The 14,765-nt window shown below is 63.5% G+C and carries 14 protein-coding genes; 6 read left to right on the top strand and 8 right to left on the bottom strand.

All coding sequences use genetic code 11. The annotated features are described in order from the left end of the window. The first annotated feature begins 136 nt into the window (after nucleotides 1–136). From tmk to NKH19_RS15660, 6 genes are all read left to right on the top strand, one after another. Nucleotides 137–811 (top strand): dTMP kinase, encoded by a 675-nt coding sequence (gene tmk / locus NKH19_RS15685; protein ID WP_352868486.1) that lies wholly within the window; start codon nucleotides 137–139, stop codon nucleotides 809–811. Continuing rightward, nucleotides 808–1,863, top strand: coding sequence for a DNA polymerase III subunit delta' (locus NKH19_RS15680; protein ID WP_352868483.1), 1,056 nt, complete (start codon nucleotides 808–810; stop codon nucleotides 1,861–1,863). The genes tmk and NKH19_RS15680 overlap by 4 nt, the downstream gene beginning before the upstream one ends. 142 nt (nucleotides 1,864–2,005) lie before the next feature. Then, on the top strand, nucleotides 2,006–3,556 hold the full coding sequence (gene metG, locus NKH19_RS15675) for a methionine--tRNA ligase (protein ID WP_352868481.1): 1,551 nt from the start codon (nucleotides 2,006–2,008) through the stop codon (nucleotides 3,554–3,556). Further along, the gene (locus NKH19_RS15670; protein WP_352868478.1) at nucleotides 3,556–4,374 is read left to right on the top strand and encodes a TatD family hydrolase; all 819 of its coding nucleotides are present in this window, start codon (nucleotides 3,556–3,558) and stop codon (nucleotides 4,372–4,374) included. Before metG ends, NKH19_RS15670 begins: the two co-directional genes overlap by 1 nt. Next, entirely contained in the window at nucleotides 4,371–5,189 is an 819-nt protein-coding gene (locus tag NKH19_RS15665) for an MBL fold metallo-hydrolase (protein WP_352868475.1), read from the top strand. The genes NKH19_RS15670 and NKH19_RS15665 overlap by 4 nt, the downstream gene beginning before the upstream one ends. Before the next feature lie 543 nt (nucleotides 5,190–5,732). Next, nucleotides 5,733–6,644 (top strand): agmatinase, encoded by a 912-nt coding sequence (locus NKH19_RS15660; protein WP_352868472.1) that lies wholly within the window; start codon nucleotides 5,733–5,735, stop codon nucleotides 6,642–6,644. Between the two features lie 83 nt (nucleotides 6,645–6,727). On the opposite strand, the gene NKH19_RS15655 is transcribed toward NKH19_RS15660, so the two are convergent. From NKH19_RS15655 to NKH19_RS15620, 8 genes are all read right to left on the bottom strand, one after another. Next, on the bottom strand, nucleotides 6,728–6,901 hold the full coding sequence (locus NKH19_RS15655; protein ID WP_352868469.1) for a hypothetical protein: 174 nt from the start codon (nucleotides 6,899–6,901) through the stop codon (nucleotides 6,728–6,730). Nucleotides 6,902–7,237: 336 nt separating this feature from the next. Further along, on the bottom strand, nucleotides 7,238–7,891 hold the full coding sequence (locus tag NKH19_RS15650; RefSeq protein ID WP_352868466.1) for a glutathione S-transferase family protein: 654 nt from the start codon (nucleotides 7,889–7,891) through the stop codon (nucleotides 7,238–7,240). Between the two features lie 40 nt (nucleotides 7,892–7,931). Next, nucleotides 7,932–8,804, bottom strand: a complete 873-nt coding sequence (locus NKH19_RS15645; RefSeq protein ID WP_352868463.1) for an aldose 1-epimerase family protein — start codon at nucleotides 8,802–8,804, stop codon at nucleotides 7,932–7,934. Nucleotides 8,805–8,903: 99 nt separating this feature from the next. Next, nucleotides 8,904–11,231, bottom strand: coding sequence for a xanthine dehydrogenase family protein molybdopterin-binding subunit (locus NKH19_RS15640; RefSeq protein WP_352982359.1), 2,328 nt, complete (start codon nucleotides 11,229–11,231; stop codon nucleotides 8,904–8,906). A gap of 17 nt (nucleotides 11,232–11,248) precedes the next feature. Next, entirely contained in the window at nucleotides 11,249–12,229 is a 981-nt protein-coding gene (locus tag NKH19_RS15635) for an FAD binding domain-containing protein (RefSeq protein ID WP_352982357.1), read from the bottom strand. A gap of 3 nt (nucleotides 12,230–12,232) precedes the next feature. After that, a complete protein-coding gene (locus tag NKH19_RS15630) occupies nucleotides 12,233–12,892 on the bottom strand; it encodes a 2Fe-2S iron-sulfur cluster-binding protein (RefSeq protein WP_352868454.1) in 660 nt (219 codons plus the stop codon). Between the two features lie 128 nt (nucleotides 12,893–13,020). Then, nucleotides 13,021–13,665 (bottom strand): helix-turn-helix domain-containing protein, encoded by a 645-nt coding sequence (locus NKH19_RS15625; RefSeq protein ID WP_352868452.1) that lies wholly within the window; start codon nucleotides 13,663–13,665, stop codon nucleotides 13,021–13,023. 372 nt (nucleotides 13,666–14,037) lie between these two features. Continuing rightward, the gene (locus tag NKH19_RS15620) at nucleotides 14,038–14,754 is read right to left on the bottom strand and encodes a Bax inhibitor-1/YccA family protein (RefSeq protein ID WP_352868450.1); all 717 of its coding nucleotides are present in this window, start codon (nucleotides 14,752–14,754) and stop codon (nucleotides 14,038–14,040) included. Nucleotides 14,755–14,765 lie beyond the last annotated feature (11 nt).

Here is a 14,765-nt window from a genome sequence, read left to right as displayed (position 1 = left end):
GTCGCTCAAAAGTAGTCCCGGTTTTTGGGGAAACGACATGCATAAAAGCAAAGATTGACGGCATGGACGTTTCGTCGAACGCGGACTATCTAGAGCGCTACAATCCCATTCAGGCATGGACAAGAAGGCCTCTCGGTTGGCACGCGGATTTTTCATCACCTTCGAAGGCGGCGAAGGAGCAGGCAAGTCGACGCAGATCGAGCGGCTGGCCAGGAAGATGCGCGCCAAGAAATACGATGTCCTCCTTACCCGTGAACCGGGCGGCTCGCCGGGCGCCGAAGCGGTCAGGCATGTGCTGCTTTCGGGCGCCGCCGAACCGTTCGGGCCGAAGATGGAAGCGCTGCTTTTCGCCGCCGCGCGTTCCGACCATGTCGAGCAGGTCATCCGGCCGGCGGTCGAGCGTGGCTCCATCGTGCTTTGCGACCGCTTCCTGGATTCCTCGCGCGTCTACCAGGGGGTCACCGGTGGCATCGATCCGGCGTTCATGGATGCGCTGGAGCAGGTCGCCGTCAACGGCATGATGCCCGACATGACCCTGATCTTCGACATCGATCCGGCGGAAGGCCTCAGGCGCGCAACGCTGCGGCGCGGTACCGACGCAGACGCCGACCGCTTCGAAAAGGAGACGCTGGCGATCCATCAGGCTCGCCGCGAGGCATTTCTGGCGATCGCCGCGGCCGAGCCGGAGCGCTGTATCGTGGTCGACGCGGCCGCCGAGCCGGATGCGGTCGAGAATGTCGTCACCGCCGCCGTGTTCGCGGCGCTCGAAGCGAGAACGCCGGCGCGCAGCAGGCAGGCGACACCGGCATGATCTTCGAACGCATCGCACCCGAGCAGCACGACACGCTGGACGGCGTGCCCGAGCCATCCGAAACGCCGCGCCTAGTCGGACACCGGCAGGCCGCTGATATGCTCACCGCCGCTTACCGTGCGGGAAAGCTGCCGCATGCGCTGATCTTCTCCGGACCGGTCGGCATCGGCAAGGCGACGCTCGCCTTCCACCTTGCGCATCATCTCTTGAAGCACCCGGATTTCGCGCAGGCGCCGGAAAGCCTTGCCATTCCCGATCCGGCCTCGTCGCTGTTTCGCCAGATCGCCACCGGGGCGCATCCTGGCGTGCTGCATCTGACCCGGCCGCTGAACGACAAGACCAAGAGCTTCAAGACCGTCGTCACCGTCGATGAAATCCGCAAGGTCAACCGCTTCCTGTCGCTGACCTCGCATGACGGTAGCTACCGGGTCGTCATCGTCGACCCGGCCGATGACATGAACACCAATGCCGCCAATGCCTTACTGAAGAATCTTGAGGAGCCGCCGGCACGAACGCTGTTCATCCTGGTTGTCCATGCTCCGGGCAGCCTGTTGCCGACGATCCGGTCGCGCTGCCAGATGGTGCGATTGACGCCGCTCGACGCCGACGAGCTGATGGCGGTGCTGGAAACGGCGGAACCGCCGCCGCCGGATGATCCGGCGGCGCGGGCGGCCCTGGTCGGCCGGGCAGGCGGCAGCGCGCGCAACGCGATCCTGTTGACGCAGTATGGTGGGCTGGAGATCGCCTCGACGCTCGATGCCCTGGTCACGGGCAGAAAGAGCGATGTCGGCGGCGCGTTTCGCCTTGCCGAGGCTGTGGCCGGCCGCGACCAGGCGATCCAGTTCGATATTTTCAACCGCCGGGCGCTCGACCTTTTGTCGGACGCGGCAAGCCAGGCGGCGCTGGCGGGCGATCTCGCACGGGCCAAAACCCTGTCGGACACTTGGCATGAGGCGCTGGACGCTATATCTGAGACCGACACCTACAATCTCGACAAGAAGCAGCACGCCTTGACCATGATCGACCGGCTGAATTCTGCAATGCGAATGTGACGGCCTTTTCGATGCATTGCCGCTGCCCCTAGAACCGGGGCCACTTTTGGGCGGCATGCATTGGCCTCGGGATGGCAATCGCCGTCTCGATGCGATATCCACCGCCACGCCTTTCCATTCAGACATTCATGACGGTTCATTCATGTCACGCGACAAATTCTACATCACCACACCGATCTTTTACCCAAACGGCAAGCCGCATATCGGTCATGCCTATACGGTCATTGCAACCGACGCGCTGGCTCGCTTCCAGCGGCTGGACGGCAAGGACGTCTTTTTCCTGACCGGCACCGACGAACACGGCCTCAAGATGCAGCAGACGGCCGAGAAGGAAGGCATAACGCCCTTGGTGCTCGCCGACCGCAATTCGGCGATTTTCCGCGAGATGACCGAGGCGATGGGCGGCTCGAATGACGAGTACATTCGCACGACAGAGCCGCGCCACTATGAATCCTGTCAGGCGATCTGGAAGGCGATGGCCGCCAATGGCGACATCTATCTCGACCGCTATAGCGGCTGGTATTCGGTCCGCCAGGAAGCCTATTTCGACGAGGCCGAGACGACGCTCGGCGAAGACGGCGTGCGGCGCGAACCGCTCGGCTCGCCCGTCGAATGGAACGAGGAAGAAAGCTACTTCTTCAGGCTTTCCGCCTATCAGGACAAATTGCTGGCCCTTTATGACAGCCAGCCTGACTTCGTGGGACCTGCCGAACGCCGCAACGAGGTGCTGAGCTTCGTCAAATCCGGGCTGAAGGATCTGTCGATCTCGCGCACGACCTTCAAATGGGGCGTGCCGGTGCCAGGCGACGACAAGCATGTGATGTATGTGTGGGTCGATGCCTTGACCAACTACATCACCGCCGCCGGCTACCCCGACACGAAGGCCGAGCAATGGCGCTATTGGCCGGCCACGCACATCATCGGCAAGGACATTGTCCGCTTTCATGCGGTCTACTGGCCGGCCTTTCTGATGTCGGCCGGCATCGAGTTGCCAAGCCGCGTCTTCGCGCATGGCTTCCTGTTCAACCGCGGCGAGAAAATGTCGAAATCGGTTGGCAACGTCGTCGATCCATTCGCGATGGTCGAGCACTACGGTCTCGACCAGGTGCGTTATTTCTTCCTGCGCGAGGTGCCGTTCGGCCAGGATGGCAGCTACAGCCACGACGCGATCGTCAACCGCACAAACGCCGACCTTGCCAACGGCCTCGGCAATCTGGCGCAGCGCTCGCTGTCGATGATCGCCAAGAACTGCGACGGCGTGGTGCCGCAGCGCGGCGACCTGACGGAAGCCGACAAGGCGATCCTCGACCAGGCGGCGGCGGCTCTTGCCACGGCGCGCAAGGCGATGGCTGGGCAAAGTATCCACCTGGCACTGGCGGCGATCTTCGACGTGGTGGCGGAAGCCGACCGATATTTCGCCGGTGAGGCACCATGGGCGTTGAAGAAGACCAACCCGGCGCGCATGGAAACCGTGCTGTGGACGACCGCCGAGGTCGTGCGTCGCGTGGCGCTGCTGTGTCAGCCCTTCGTCCCGGGATCGGCCAACAAACTGCTCGACCTGCTGGCGATACCGGCGGAGAGCCGCGACTTCGTCCATGTCCACGCGGACCATGCGCTGGTGCCTGGCACTGCGTTGCCCGTGCCGGAAGGCGTGTTTCCGCGTTATGTCGAACAGCCGGACGCGAGCATCTGATGCTTGTCGACAGCCACTGCCATCTGGATTTTCCAGATTTTGCCGAGGAGCGGGCGGCTATTGTCGCCCGCGCCAAGGCGGCTGGAATCGGCCGTATGGTGACGATCTCAACCCGCGTGAAGCGGTTTCAGCAAATCCTTGAAATCGCGGAAACTTTCGACGAAGTATACTGTTCGGTCGGCACCCATCCACACAACGCCGCGGAAGAGCTGGACGTGACGTCGGCCGATCTCGTGCGGCTGGCCGCTCACCCGAAGGTGGTGGCGATCGGCGAGGCCGGTCTCGATTATTTCTACGACAAGGCGCCACGCGATGCACAGGCGCAAGGCTTTCGCAATCACATCGCCGCGGCGCGTGAGACAGGATTGCCGCTGGTCATCCATTCGCGCGATGCCGACGACGACATGGCTGGTATTCTCGAGGACGAAACAGGGAAGGGCGCCTTCCCCTTCATCCTGCATTGCTTTTCCTCGGGGCGTCGGCTTGCCGAAATCGGTGTCGCGCTCGGTGGTTACGTGTCGTTCTCAGGCATCCTGACATTCAAGAATTCGGCTGAGTTGCGCGCCATTGCCGCCGACGTGCCGCATGACCGACTGCTGGTCGAAACCGACGCGCCCTATCTGGCGCCTATCCCATTTCGCGGCAAGCGCAATGAGCCGGCCTATGTCGCGCACACGGCCAAGGTGCTGGCCGACACAATCGGCGTCGGCGAGGCCGAAATCGCCGCGCTGACAACGAACAATTTCTTCCGCCTGTTCGGCAAAATGCCGCGACCTCCCGAGCAAAGTGCTTGGCCGAGCAAAGTGCCTGAACGATGACCGACCGGCTGCGCCTCACCATTCTCGGCTGCGGCTCGTCGCCAGGCACGCCGCGCATCACCGGCGACTGGGGTAAATGCGATCCGGACAATCCGAAGAACCGGCGCATGCGCACCGCCGCGCTGGTCGAGCGGATCGCGGCCAACGGCGGCCGCACGACCGTCGTCATCGACACCGGGCCTGATTTCCGCCAGCAGATGCTGTTGGCCCGCGTCAAACGCATCGATGCGGTCGTCTATACGCACCCGCATGCCGACCATATCCACGGCATCGACGATCTGCGCGGTTTCGTCCTCGATCAGCGCCAGCTGATCGATATCCACGCCGACATGGTGACCATGCTTCGGCTGCGGGAAGCATTCGGATACTGTTTCGAGACGCCGCAGGGCAGTTCCTATCCGCCGATCGTCAAGCCGCATCTCATCGACCACGCCAGGCCGGTGGTCATCGAAGGAGAGGGGGGTGCCCTCACCCTCGAGCCGTTGCCGCAGATCCATGGCGACATCATATCGCTCGGCTTCCGCATCGGCGCGCTCGCTTATTGCCCTGATATCAGCGGCTTTCCGCAGGCCACCGCCGAACGGCTGCGGGGCCTCGACGTGCTGGTCATCGACGCGCTGCAGTACCGGATGCACCCAAGTCACCTGTCACTTGGAGAAGCGCTTGAATGGATCGAGCGATTGGCGCCAGGACACGCCGTGCTGACTCATATGCATGTGCCGCTCGACTACGCCACGGTGATGGCCGAGACACCAGCCAACGTCGAGCCGGCCTATGATGGAATGATGATCGAAATCCCTTATGAGTCAGCATGATAGCAAGGGGTCTTCACGCCCCGCTCCTTGACCCGAACATGAACAGCGTCCAATCCACTCATAGCCGACGCGAGGATACGGAAGCGCCCCTGTGTGATCGTCCCACAACATTTCTAGGAGCGGCGCCTGGCCGATACCCGATGCCGGTGCGCGGGATCGACATACGAACAGCTCGATCGCAAACTTAATCGCTCGGTTTGACCTCTTCATCAGCAGCCTAGCGTTGCCGGCCGGATCAAGGCAATACGCGGCTTGGCAGCAAGCCGATGAAAAATATCGACAATTTCCGGCATCGCCCCAACGCATTAGTTCCATAATCTATCTTATGCGACTTTCGGATGTGGGTTGCGGTCACGCGGCCCCGCGCGCCGCTGTCACCGCTTCACTTGGACGTTGCGGGCCGACAAGCTGAACCCGAGCGGGCGCTCACGGCGGCGAGAGGAAGAGGGTCTTCGATCATGGCGTCTTGCCGACGAAGCGGCTAGCGTGTCTCAGGCCGCCCTGTCGCGCCTGTCTGGGATTCACCATCAGGACCATCAAGAAATGACCGCCTCGTCTCTCTTTCTCGGCTTACCCGACCGCCTCGCCGATGGGCGGGTACCCCATGCGGTGATCTTCGGGGCCGGTCACGGCAGCACCTATTCCGGCCAGGACAGCAGCGGCCATGCCCTGGCCGCCGACGCCATCCGCGCCGCGAGCCAGGACGATGCCGCGCTGGTCGAGCACTGGGATTTCGATCTCGGCGGCCCGCTGTTCGACGGCAAGCCGGTCTGCTGCATCGACGCCGGCGATATCCCGACCACCATGCATGACAATGCCGGCAACCGGGCCCGGATCGAGGCAAAGACACGCGAGGCACTGGTATTGCTGGCTGTACCGATTCTTGTTGGCGGCGACTGCTCCGTGACCATTCCGTTCCTCGCCGGCTTTACGGATCACGGGCCGGTCTGGATCCTGCAGATCGACGCCCATATCGACTGGCGCGACGAGGTGGATGGCGAACGCAACGGCTATTCGAGCCCGATGCGCCGGGCGAGCGAGATGCCGCATGTCGCCGGCATCGTGCAGGTCGGCCTGCGTAGTGTCGGCAGCGCGCGCCTCACCGACATCGAAGCGGCACGGCGCTATGGCAGCCGCTTCGTGACCGCCCGCGAGGTCCACGCCCAGGGCGTCGAAGCTGCACTCCGGCATATTCCGGAAGGCGCGCGGGTCGTCGTAACCCTAGACTGCGACAGCCTCGATCCAAGCATCATGCCGGGCGTGGCGGCGCGGACGCTCGGCGGCCTCACCTACACGCAGGTGATCGACTTGATCGCGGGGCTCGGCAGGCGGGCCAGGATCGGGGGATTCGACCTTGTCGAGTTCTATCCTCCGGCCGATATTGACGGCCTGTCGGCCCTGACCGCCGCGCGCCTTCTCGTCAATGTGATCGGCACCATCGTGCGGCAGGTTTGAAGCCGGCTTCCTCTGGTGCACAAATGGCGTAGCATACCGGTGCCATTTGTTGACAGGTGGTTTGCCCGGTGCCGCCCCAAGCCTCAGCGCAAGCCCTCCCGGTCGACCAGGATGCGATGAATCTGGATCCGCTCCGGCAGTTCGATCAGGAACTCCGGCTCACGATCCTCGCGGAAGAGCTGGACACCCAGCGCGGTCCTCTCGAGCGGTGGGATACCCTCGGCCTTCAGATAGATCTCGTAAGCGTCGGCGACCATTGGCCGGCACCATCGAAGAGCTCAGCTTGCGCGCAGATAGGCGTGGGAACCAGTCGAGGTTCGCCTCCAGCTTCTCCATCAGGCCGACCGCGAGCCGACGACGGGTCGGCGTATCCATCAGAGGCCAGTGGAGTTTCCACAGATCCGGCGGCAGGCGCTCGGCGACATCGTCGCTCACCTCTCCAATGAACTCGTGCCGAAACCCCTCCTCGCTCACCGCCTCCTCCAGCTGGCGATGCTTCTCGGGGGATGGGCGATGGCGTGGCGTAGTCCGATCTGCGAGCCGTAATCATGGTCAAACCCACGCTTCTCGTTCGTTGAAAGTGGCCGGCTCCGCTAATCCGCCACCGCTCGCGGGACCGGCGGCAATTCGGGCGCATTCAGTCCCCTGAAGGGGTCGCGCCAGGCATCGATCTCTTCAAGCCGACGATACCAGCGGCTGACAGACGAATAGTCTTCAAGCGGCAGTCTGGCGGCATCGTTGAATGGCAGAAAGGTTGCCATTCGAAAGTCCGCGTAGGAAACCGAATTTCCGACCAGCCATTGCCGCTCGGCAAGCACGGCGTCGAGTATTGCGGCGGCGGTGCGGAAATGTCCTAGCCCCTCGTCCACGCGTTCCTGATCGATCGGGCCTATGCCATAGCGCTGTTTGGTGCCACGTTCGAAATGCACCGTGTCGCAAGCGAATGCGAAGTGCTCCTTGCCCCAACTGAGCCACCGAATCATCTCGGGTTCGTCATCGCCGGTGTGCCAGAAATCCGAATGTGCGCCGCGCGAAAGCCGGCAGGCGATGGCGTCTGCCTCCCAGAGGCTTTTTCCCTCGTCTTCCACAAGGATGGGCAGTGAGAGATTGGGATTTAACGGGCGATACTTCTCTGCTTGTCCCGGAGCGAATGGCGAGGCGAATTCGAACTCGACTTTCGCATCGAGATAGCGTGCAACCGCAACGGCAAGCCGAGGATTGGGATTGCGGCTGAAGTACAGCTTCATCGGGCACCGCCGGTGTGGCCGGGTCTATCGAACAAGGGCGTCACAGCAGCCGCATCTGATAGCTCAGCACGCGCTTCGCACCAGGCGCGATGAGCATCAGGCCCGGCTTGTCAATAAAATCGCCATCGAAGTCCACCGGACTTGCGATGCCGTGCCAGGGTTCGATGCAAAGGAACGGCGCGCCACCCGGCTTTGACCAGACGCCCAACTCCTGAACCCCTTGCCACAACATCTCGATCGCCGGACCACGGTCGGCGGCGTAGCGCACGCTGGTGCTGGCAGGCCGATCCAGAATCACCGCGTCCTCGTCAAACAGCCGTTCGGAGAGCTTGAGGATATTGCCTTCGACTGGCGTCGGCTGCGGCGTCGGCAACAGCAGGCCGTCCTTCAGCCGGCGGATCGGCGCAGCCTCGTCCTCTGCAAAGATCAGCCGGTAATCCGTCTTGGCCAGATCCGGCAGCAAGGGCCAATTGAACGCCGGGTGCGCCCCTATCGATGCCGGCAGCGGCTTGTTGCCGGTGTTGGTGATGTCGAAGCTCACACCAAGTTGCTTGCGGTCCAGCGCGTAGGTCACTTCAAGCCGAAAGGCGAAGGGGTAATGCGCACGGGTATCGGCGTCGTCGGTGAGGACCAATGTGCAGGACCCCGGCCCCCTCTCCGCCCAGGCAAACGGCTTGTCGCGCGCGAAGCCGTGCTGGGTCATCGGATAAGTCTGGCCTTGATGGTGCAACCGGTCGCCCTTCAGCCGCCCGACGATCGGGAACAGCACCGGCGAGTGACGCCGCCATTCCGGGCCGGCCTGCCACAGAAACTCCGTGCCGTCGGCATCGCGCAGAGAGACCAGTTCGGCGCCCTGCCCGACGACGGTCGCTGAGATGCCGTCGCCGCGAAGCATCAGGCTGTCTTGTTCCATATGTCCTCGCGGTTTGCTGGCGGGACAGCCAGGTTAGCAAAAGCCTTCGCGGACTCAAAGGGCGAGCATGTTGGCGCCTTCGTCCCGGTGCTTGCCGGATCAGATGGCGGTCAAGGGCAAGCCAGGCAGCACCTTGTCAAGGGTTATCGGAAATTCGCGCACCCTGACGCCGGTGGCGTTGTAGACGGCGTTGGCGACAGCAGCCCCCGCCCCGCAGACGCCGAGTTCGCCGAGTCCCTTGGCGCCGAGTGGATTGGCCTTGTCATCATGTTCCTCGAGGAAGACTACCTCCATCCCGGCGATGTCGGCATTGACCGGAACGTGATACTCGGCAAGGTCGTGGTTGACGAAGTGGCCGTAGCGCCGATCGAGCACCGTCTCCTCCATCAGCGCCGCGCCGATGCCCCAGCTCATGCCGCCGATGATTTGCGAGCGCGCGGTCTTCGGGTTGAGGATGCGGCCGGCGCCAATCACTGCCAGAAAGCGACGCATCCGGATCTCGCCGGTATCGCAATCGACCGCGACCTCGGCGAAATGCGCGCCGTGGGAGTGCTGGGAATAGGCCTTGTAGGTTTCGGTAGCATTGGCGGCGGCAACCGAGCCTTCGGCCTCGAACCCGTCGGGGGCAATGCCGCGAATGAGATCGCTCAGCCTTGCCGAACGCTCGCCGACCCTGACTTCACCGTGGGCGAAGTTCGCCTCGCTGACATTGACGCCACGGAACGGCGAAGCTTCGCTCGACCGCGCCACTTCCAGGATCCGCTGCTTGAGGATGCTGCACGCCTGATGCAGCGCGGAACCCGAACTCGTCGCGCCCCAGGAGCCGCCGGAGCCGGCGGTGCGTGGGAAAAGGCTGTCGCCGAGCTCCACCTTGACAGATGAGAGCGGCAGGCCAAGGCTTTGCGCGGCGATCTGGGTCAAGATCGTATAGGTGCCGGTGCCGATATCGGTCATGTCGAGCCGTGCCGTTACCTGGCCGTCCCGGTCGATCGCGACCCGCGCCGTCGTCGCGCCGATATAGTTCGGACGGATCGCTGCCGCCATGCCGTAGCCAATGAGCTTGCGGCCCTCCCGGGTACGGCCGGGCACCGGATCCCGCCCCTGCCAGCCGAAACGACGCGCCCCCTCCTCCATGCAGGCCACGAGGTTGCGGGTCGAAAACGGCACACCGCGCTCAGGATCCTGTGTCGGCTCGTTGCGGATCCTGAGCTCGATCGGATCCAGCCCGAGACGCTCCGCAAGTTCGTCCATGGCGCATTCGAAGGCTAGCATGCCCGGCGCTTCGCCGGGCGAGCGCATCCATTCGCCGCGATTGATATCGAGTCGAACCAAGCGATGGCGCGTGAGGCGGTTCGGCGCCGCGTAGAGCGAGCGGGCAAAGGCTGCCGTCTGCTCGCAATACTCCTCGAAGCTCGACGTCGCCGACCAGACGTCATGCGAGATCCCGGTGAGCCGTCCGTCGGTATCCGCACTGAAGCGCAGCTGATGGATCATCTCGGCGCGATGGCCGGTGTTGGCGAACATCTGCTGGCGCGTAAGCGCGATCTTTACCGGACGCTGCAAGACCCGCGCCGCAAGCGCTGCCAGCACCGTGTCGGCATGGATAATCAACTTGGAACCGAAGCCTCCGCCGACGAAGGGGCTGACGATGCGCACGCGCTCCGGCGGCATGCCGAGCGTGCTGGCAACGCCTGCCCTATAATTCGCAAGCGTTTGCGCCGATGTATGGATCGTCAACTCGTCTCCTGACCAGACGGCGATCGTCGCATGCGGTTCCATGGGGTTGTGGTGCTCGAAGGGCGTCCGATAAGTGGCATCGATCTTGACCGGAGCTTGCGAGAAGGCGCCCTCGAAGTCGCCGACAACGCTGTCCGTCTCCAGGCCGGCATTTGTCCGCCTGGGTGCATAGGCATCGTCAAGATGCGCTTGTAGATCGTAGGCGCCCACCTCCTCTTCGTAGCGCACTCTGATGAGCCCCGCAGCCGCACGCGCCGCCTCGAACGTCTCCGCGACGACCAGCGCCACCGGCTCGTCATAGTAGCGTACGCTGTCACTGTTGAGCGCCGGTCGGGCGCGCGTGAAAACCTCCGGCACGGTCGGTGTCACCGTCGGGCCAAAATCCGGCTGTGGCGGAGCATTCCGGTGCGTCATGACGCCGACTACGCCCGGTGCCTTTTCAGCGTCCGAGATATCGATCTCTGCGATGCGCCCCTTGGCGATGGCGGCGCCGAGGACATAGCCATAAGCGACGCCGTCGACTGCATGCTCATAGGCGTAAGTCGCGCGGCCGGTCACCTTCAACGGCCCGTCGATGCGGTCAACCGGACGACCAATGAATTCAGCATGTGGGGAAGATTTCACCGTTGAACGGGAATCAAAGCCGGTTGGATCGGCAGACTGTCCGCGAGGCGTTATGGTCTTGTGCATGGGCTCACCTGGCATGTTTAGTTCGCGGCGGCGGCGAGCGTGTGCCGCACCGTCCGTTTCGCCAGCGGGATCTTGAAGACATTGTCGCCATGCCCGACCGCCTCGGCCAGCGCGGCTTCAGCGGCTTCGGTAAAAGCGCCATCGGACACCAAAGCGCCGGCGAGCGTTTGCTCAGCCGCGGTCGCGCGCCAGGGCTTGGGTGCGACGCCGCCCATGGCGATGCGGGCGCTGCGTATGCGGTCGCCACTTTTCTCGACGATCGCCGCCACCGACACCAGTGCGAAGGCATAGGAGGCTCGGTCGCGCACCTTGCGGTAAAGCTGCCGACCGGGTGGAGGAGCCGGCAAGGTGATCGCGGTGATCATCTCACCATGGCCGAGCGCGGTCTCCACGTCGGGCGTTGTCCCGGGCAGGCGATGGAGGTCGCCGATCGGAATGGTGCGGGCTTCGCCACCTGGCGACAAGGTCTCGATCCTGGCGTCGAGCCCGGCCATGGCAACCGCCATGTCGGAGGGATGAACCGCAATGCAGGCTTCGCTTGCACCGAGGACCGCATGCATGCGGTTGAAGCCTTGCAGCGCGGCACAACCGGAACCCGGCTCGCGTTTGTTGCACGGCATGTTGCGGTCGTAGAAATAGAAGCAGCGCGTGCGCTGCAGGAGATTGCCGGCGGTCGAGGCCTTGTTGCGGATCTGGCCGGAAGCTCCCGCCAGCAGCGCTTGCGAGAGCATCGGGTATTGCGACCTCACCCGCGGCTCGGCGGCAAGATCGCTGTTGCGGACCTGTGCGCCGATGCGCAGGCCGCCTTCCACGGTTTCCTCGATCCGGTCGAGCGGCAGGCGGCTGATGTCGACGAGATGCGCCGGCCGCTCGATATCGAGCTTCATCAGGTCGAGGAGATTGGTGCCGCCGCTGATGAATTTGGCGTCCGGCCGATTGGCAACCGCGGCGGCCGCCTCTTCCGCCCTCCCGGCGCGCTCATAGGTGAAAGCCCGCATCGCTCACGCCTCCCCTGCCGCGTCGCGGATGGCGGCGACGATGTTCGGATAGGCAGCGCAACGGCAGATATTGCCGCTCATCCGTTCGCGGATCTCGGCATCGTTGAGCGCGACCGAAGCTGCCGCCACTTCGTCGCTGGCATGGCTCGGCCAACCCTCCCTGGCCTCGCCCAGCATGCCAACCGCGGAGCAGATCTGGCCGGGCGTGCAATATCCGCACTGGAAGCCGTCGCGGGCGATGAAGGCGGCCTGAACGGGATGAAGCCGGTTGCCGTCGGCGAGCCCTTCGATAGTGGTGATCTCGTCGCCCTCATGCATGACCGCGAGCGTCAGGCAGGAATTGATCCGACGGCCATTGACGAGGATGGTGCAGGCGCCGCACTGGCCGTGATCACAGCCTTTCTTCGAACCGGTAAGGCCGAGATGATTGCGGAACGTGTCGAGCAGCGTCGTCCGCGGATCGAGCTCGACGGCAAAGTCCCTGGCGTTGATGCGCAGCGACACCGGCATCTTTGGTCCCGGCGTGGTGGACGCGGCTGGGACTGCGGGCTCCAATTGCTGGGCTTCAACCGGAACCCCGGTTGCCAGCAGCAGACCGGTCGCGGCCCCTCCTTCCAGCACCGCTCGACGCGTCGGTCCGTTCCTGTTGTCCGTCTCAGCCATGCGTAATCTCCCGGTCACAAAGATTAGGGCTCGACAGCGACCCGACAGCTGGTGCGCCGGACACTCATCGACACCTATGGACGTGGTCCGGCAGGCTCGGCTTTTCTTTCAGGAAATCGGCGGCACTATCAGGATTCCGGAGAAAACTGCACCCGGTAGGCCCGAGGAGTCATGCCTCTGAGGCGCCGGAACGTCGCGGTGAAGTGGCTCTGGCTCGAAAAGCCGAAGCGAAAGGCAATGGTGCCGATGGACGCCCCGGTTTCACGCAGCACGACTTCCGCCCGCCGCACCCGTTCCTCGATCACATAGGCGTAAGGTGCGAGACCGGTCGTCGCCTTGAAGCGGCGCGCAAACGTGTCGACTCCCATCTCTGCGACAGCCGCCAGTTCGCTCAGCGAAATGTCGGAGTTGATGCGTGCCTCGATGTATTCCCGGATCCGGGCAAACGTGCGGCGGCTGAGACGACCGTAGTGCACGGCCGGGAGCTGCTTGCCGGCCAGCATCGCCACGCGCAAGCTGACGAGCGCCGCCAGATGCTCGACATAGGCAGTGTCCGGCTTGTGGCCGAGCGCCACCTCGACCCGGAGCGAACTCAAAAGCGTTGCGATGACATTGTCGCTCCTGTTCACCAGGATCGGCGTATCCGCCAGGCTTTCGCTTCCTGGAAATTCGGGATCGATCCACAGGGCCGAATAGGAAAGATTGACGTCCCGGTAGGTTCCGAGCCGCTCCGCGCCGGCGGGGACGAAGGTGAGGTCTCCCGGACGATCCATCCCGTCGTAGACAGACTTTTCCCCGGAGCGGATCGATGTATGCGACGTCCCGCCTTCCTCGGTCAGTACGACCAGATGGTGGGGAGCTGTCCAGCGGAGCTCAGCGTCCCGACACACCCAGCGCCGATTGTCGAAAACGACCGAAGAGTCGACCCAGGCTGCCGTTTGCAGGGCTTCCGACTTCTCCTCCCGGCTCCGAATCCGTCCATGACCAAGCAAGGGTCTGAATGACATCGCGATATTTTAATGATCCACTTTTGAGCAACAGAACGCTCGGGTTGGAATTATTCGCCTGGCCTCCGATGGCGAGATGATCAGCACGGGAGCCGGGCTTGCCCGATCTGGTTGATCGGGCAGGTCGGCAGGAAGGCGTTACTCGCGTTCGCCGGTGAAATTCAGCAGCAGCTGGAAGATGTTGATGAAGTTCAGATAGAGCGAGAAGGCGCCGAAAACGGCGAGCTTCTGGCGCGATTCAGCGTCGAAGTTCTCGGCATACTGTTCCTTGATCGTCTGTGTGTCCCAGGCGGTCAGGCCGATGAACACGGCAATGCCGATCACAGAGATGGCGAACTGCAGCGCGGTCGAGCCGAGGAAGATGTTGACGATGCTGGCGATCACCACGCCGATCAGGCCCATGATGAGGAACGACGAGAACTGGGTCAGGTCGCGCCTGGTCGTGTAGCCGTAGAGGCTGGTGGCGCCGAACATGGTGGCGGCGATGAAGAAGGTGCGCGCGATGCTGGTTCCGGTGAAGACCAGGAATACCGAAGCGAGCGACAGGCCCATGACCGCGCAGAAGGCCCAGAACATCGCCTGGGCGCTGGCCGCCGACATGGTCTGCATCTTGAACGAGAACAGCACGACGAAGGCGAGCGGCGCCAGCATCACCACCCATTTCAGCGGGCTAGAGAAAATCGGAACGTAGAGCGCCGGCGTCGACGAGATCATGAAGGCGACGAGGCCGGTGACCACCAGGCCGACGCCCATGTAGTTGTAGACGCGCAGCATGTGCCGGCGCAGGCCCTCGTCGAAGATGGCGCCGGTTTGGGCGGCGGCGCCGGTGCGGTATCCCAGATTGGGCGTGTTCATTTGCATTCTCC

Source organism: Mesorhizobium sp. M1338 (assembly GCF_040318045.1).
Taxonomy (GTDB): Bacteria; Pseudomonadota; Alphaproteobacteria; order Rhizobiales; family Rhizobiaceae; genus Mesorhizobium.
The sequence above is the reverse complement of the archived record's forward strand: the minus strand, read 5'-3'. Positions and strand labels throughout refer to the sequence as shown.

Bases quoted from the DNA above. Each gene is read 5' to 3' on its own strand.
- NKH19_RS15665 (WP_352868475.1), top strand. From the start codon at position 4,371: ATGACCGACCGGCTGCGCCTCACCATTCTCGGCTGCGGCTCGTCGCCA.
- NKH19_RS15640 (WP_352982359.1), bottom strand. From the start codon at position 11,231: ATGCACAAGACCATAACGCCTCGCGGACAGTCTGCCGATCCAACCGGC.
- metG (WP_352868481.1), top strand. From the start codon at position 2,006: ATGTCACGCGACAAATTCTACATCACCACACCGATCTTTTACCCAAAC.
- NKH19_RS15625 (WP_352868452.1), bottom strand. From the start codon at position 13,665: ATGGATCGTCCGGGAGACCTCACCTTCGTCCCCGCCGGCGCGGAGCGG.
- NKH19_RS15680 (WP_352868483.1), top strand. From the start codon at position 808: ATGATCTTCGAACGCATCGCACCCGAGCAGCACGACACGCTGGACGGC.
- NKH19_RS15650 (WP_352868466.1), bottom strand. From the start codon at position 7,891: ATGAAGCTGTACTTCAGCCGCAATCCCAATCCTCGGCTTGCCGTTGCG.
- NKH19_RS15630 (WP_352868454.1), bottom strand. From the start codon at position 12,892: ATGGCTGAGACGGACAACAGGAACGGACCGACGCGTCGAGCGGTGCTG.
- NKH19_RS15645 (WP_352868463.1), bottom strand. From the start codon at position 8,804: ATGGAACAAGACAGCCTGATGCTTCGCGGCGACGGCATCTCAGCGACC.
- NKH19_RS15670 (WP_352868478.1), top strand. From the start codon at position 3,556: ATGCTTGTCGACAGCCACTGCCATCTGGATTTTCCAGATTTTGCCGAG.
- NKH19_RS15635 (WP_352982357.1), bottom strand. From the start codon at position 12,229: ATGCGGGCTTTCACCTATGAGCGCGCCGGGAGGGCGGAAGAGGCGGCC.
- NKH19_RS15655 (WP_352868469.1), bottom strand. From the start codon at position 6,901: ATGGTCGCCGACGCTTACGAGATCTATCTGAAGGCCGAGGGTATCCCA.
- NKH19_RS15620 (WP_352868450.1), bottom strand. From the start codon at position 14,754: ATGAACACGCCCAATCTGGGATACCGCACCGGCGCCGCCGCCCAAACC.
- NKH19_RS15660 (WP_352868472.1), top strand. From the start codon at position 5,733: ATGACCGCCTCGTCTCTCTTTCTCGGCTTACCCGACCGCCTCGCCGAT.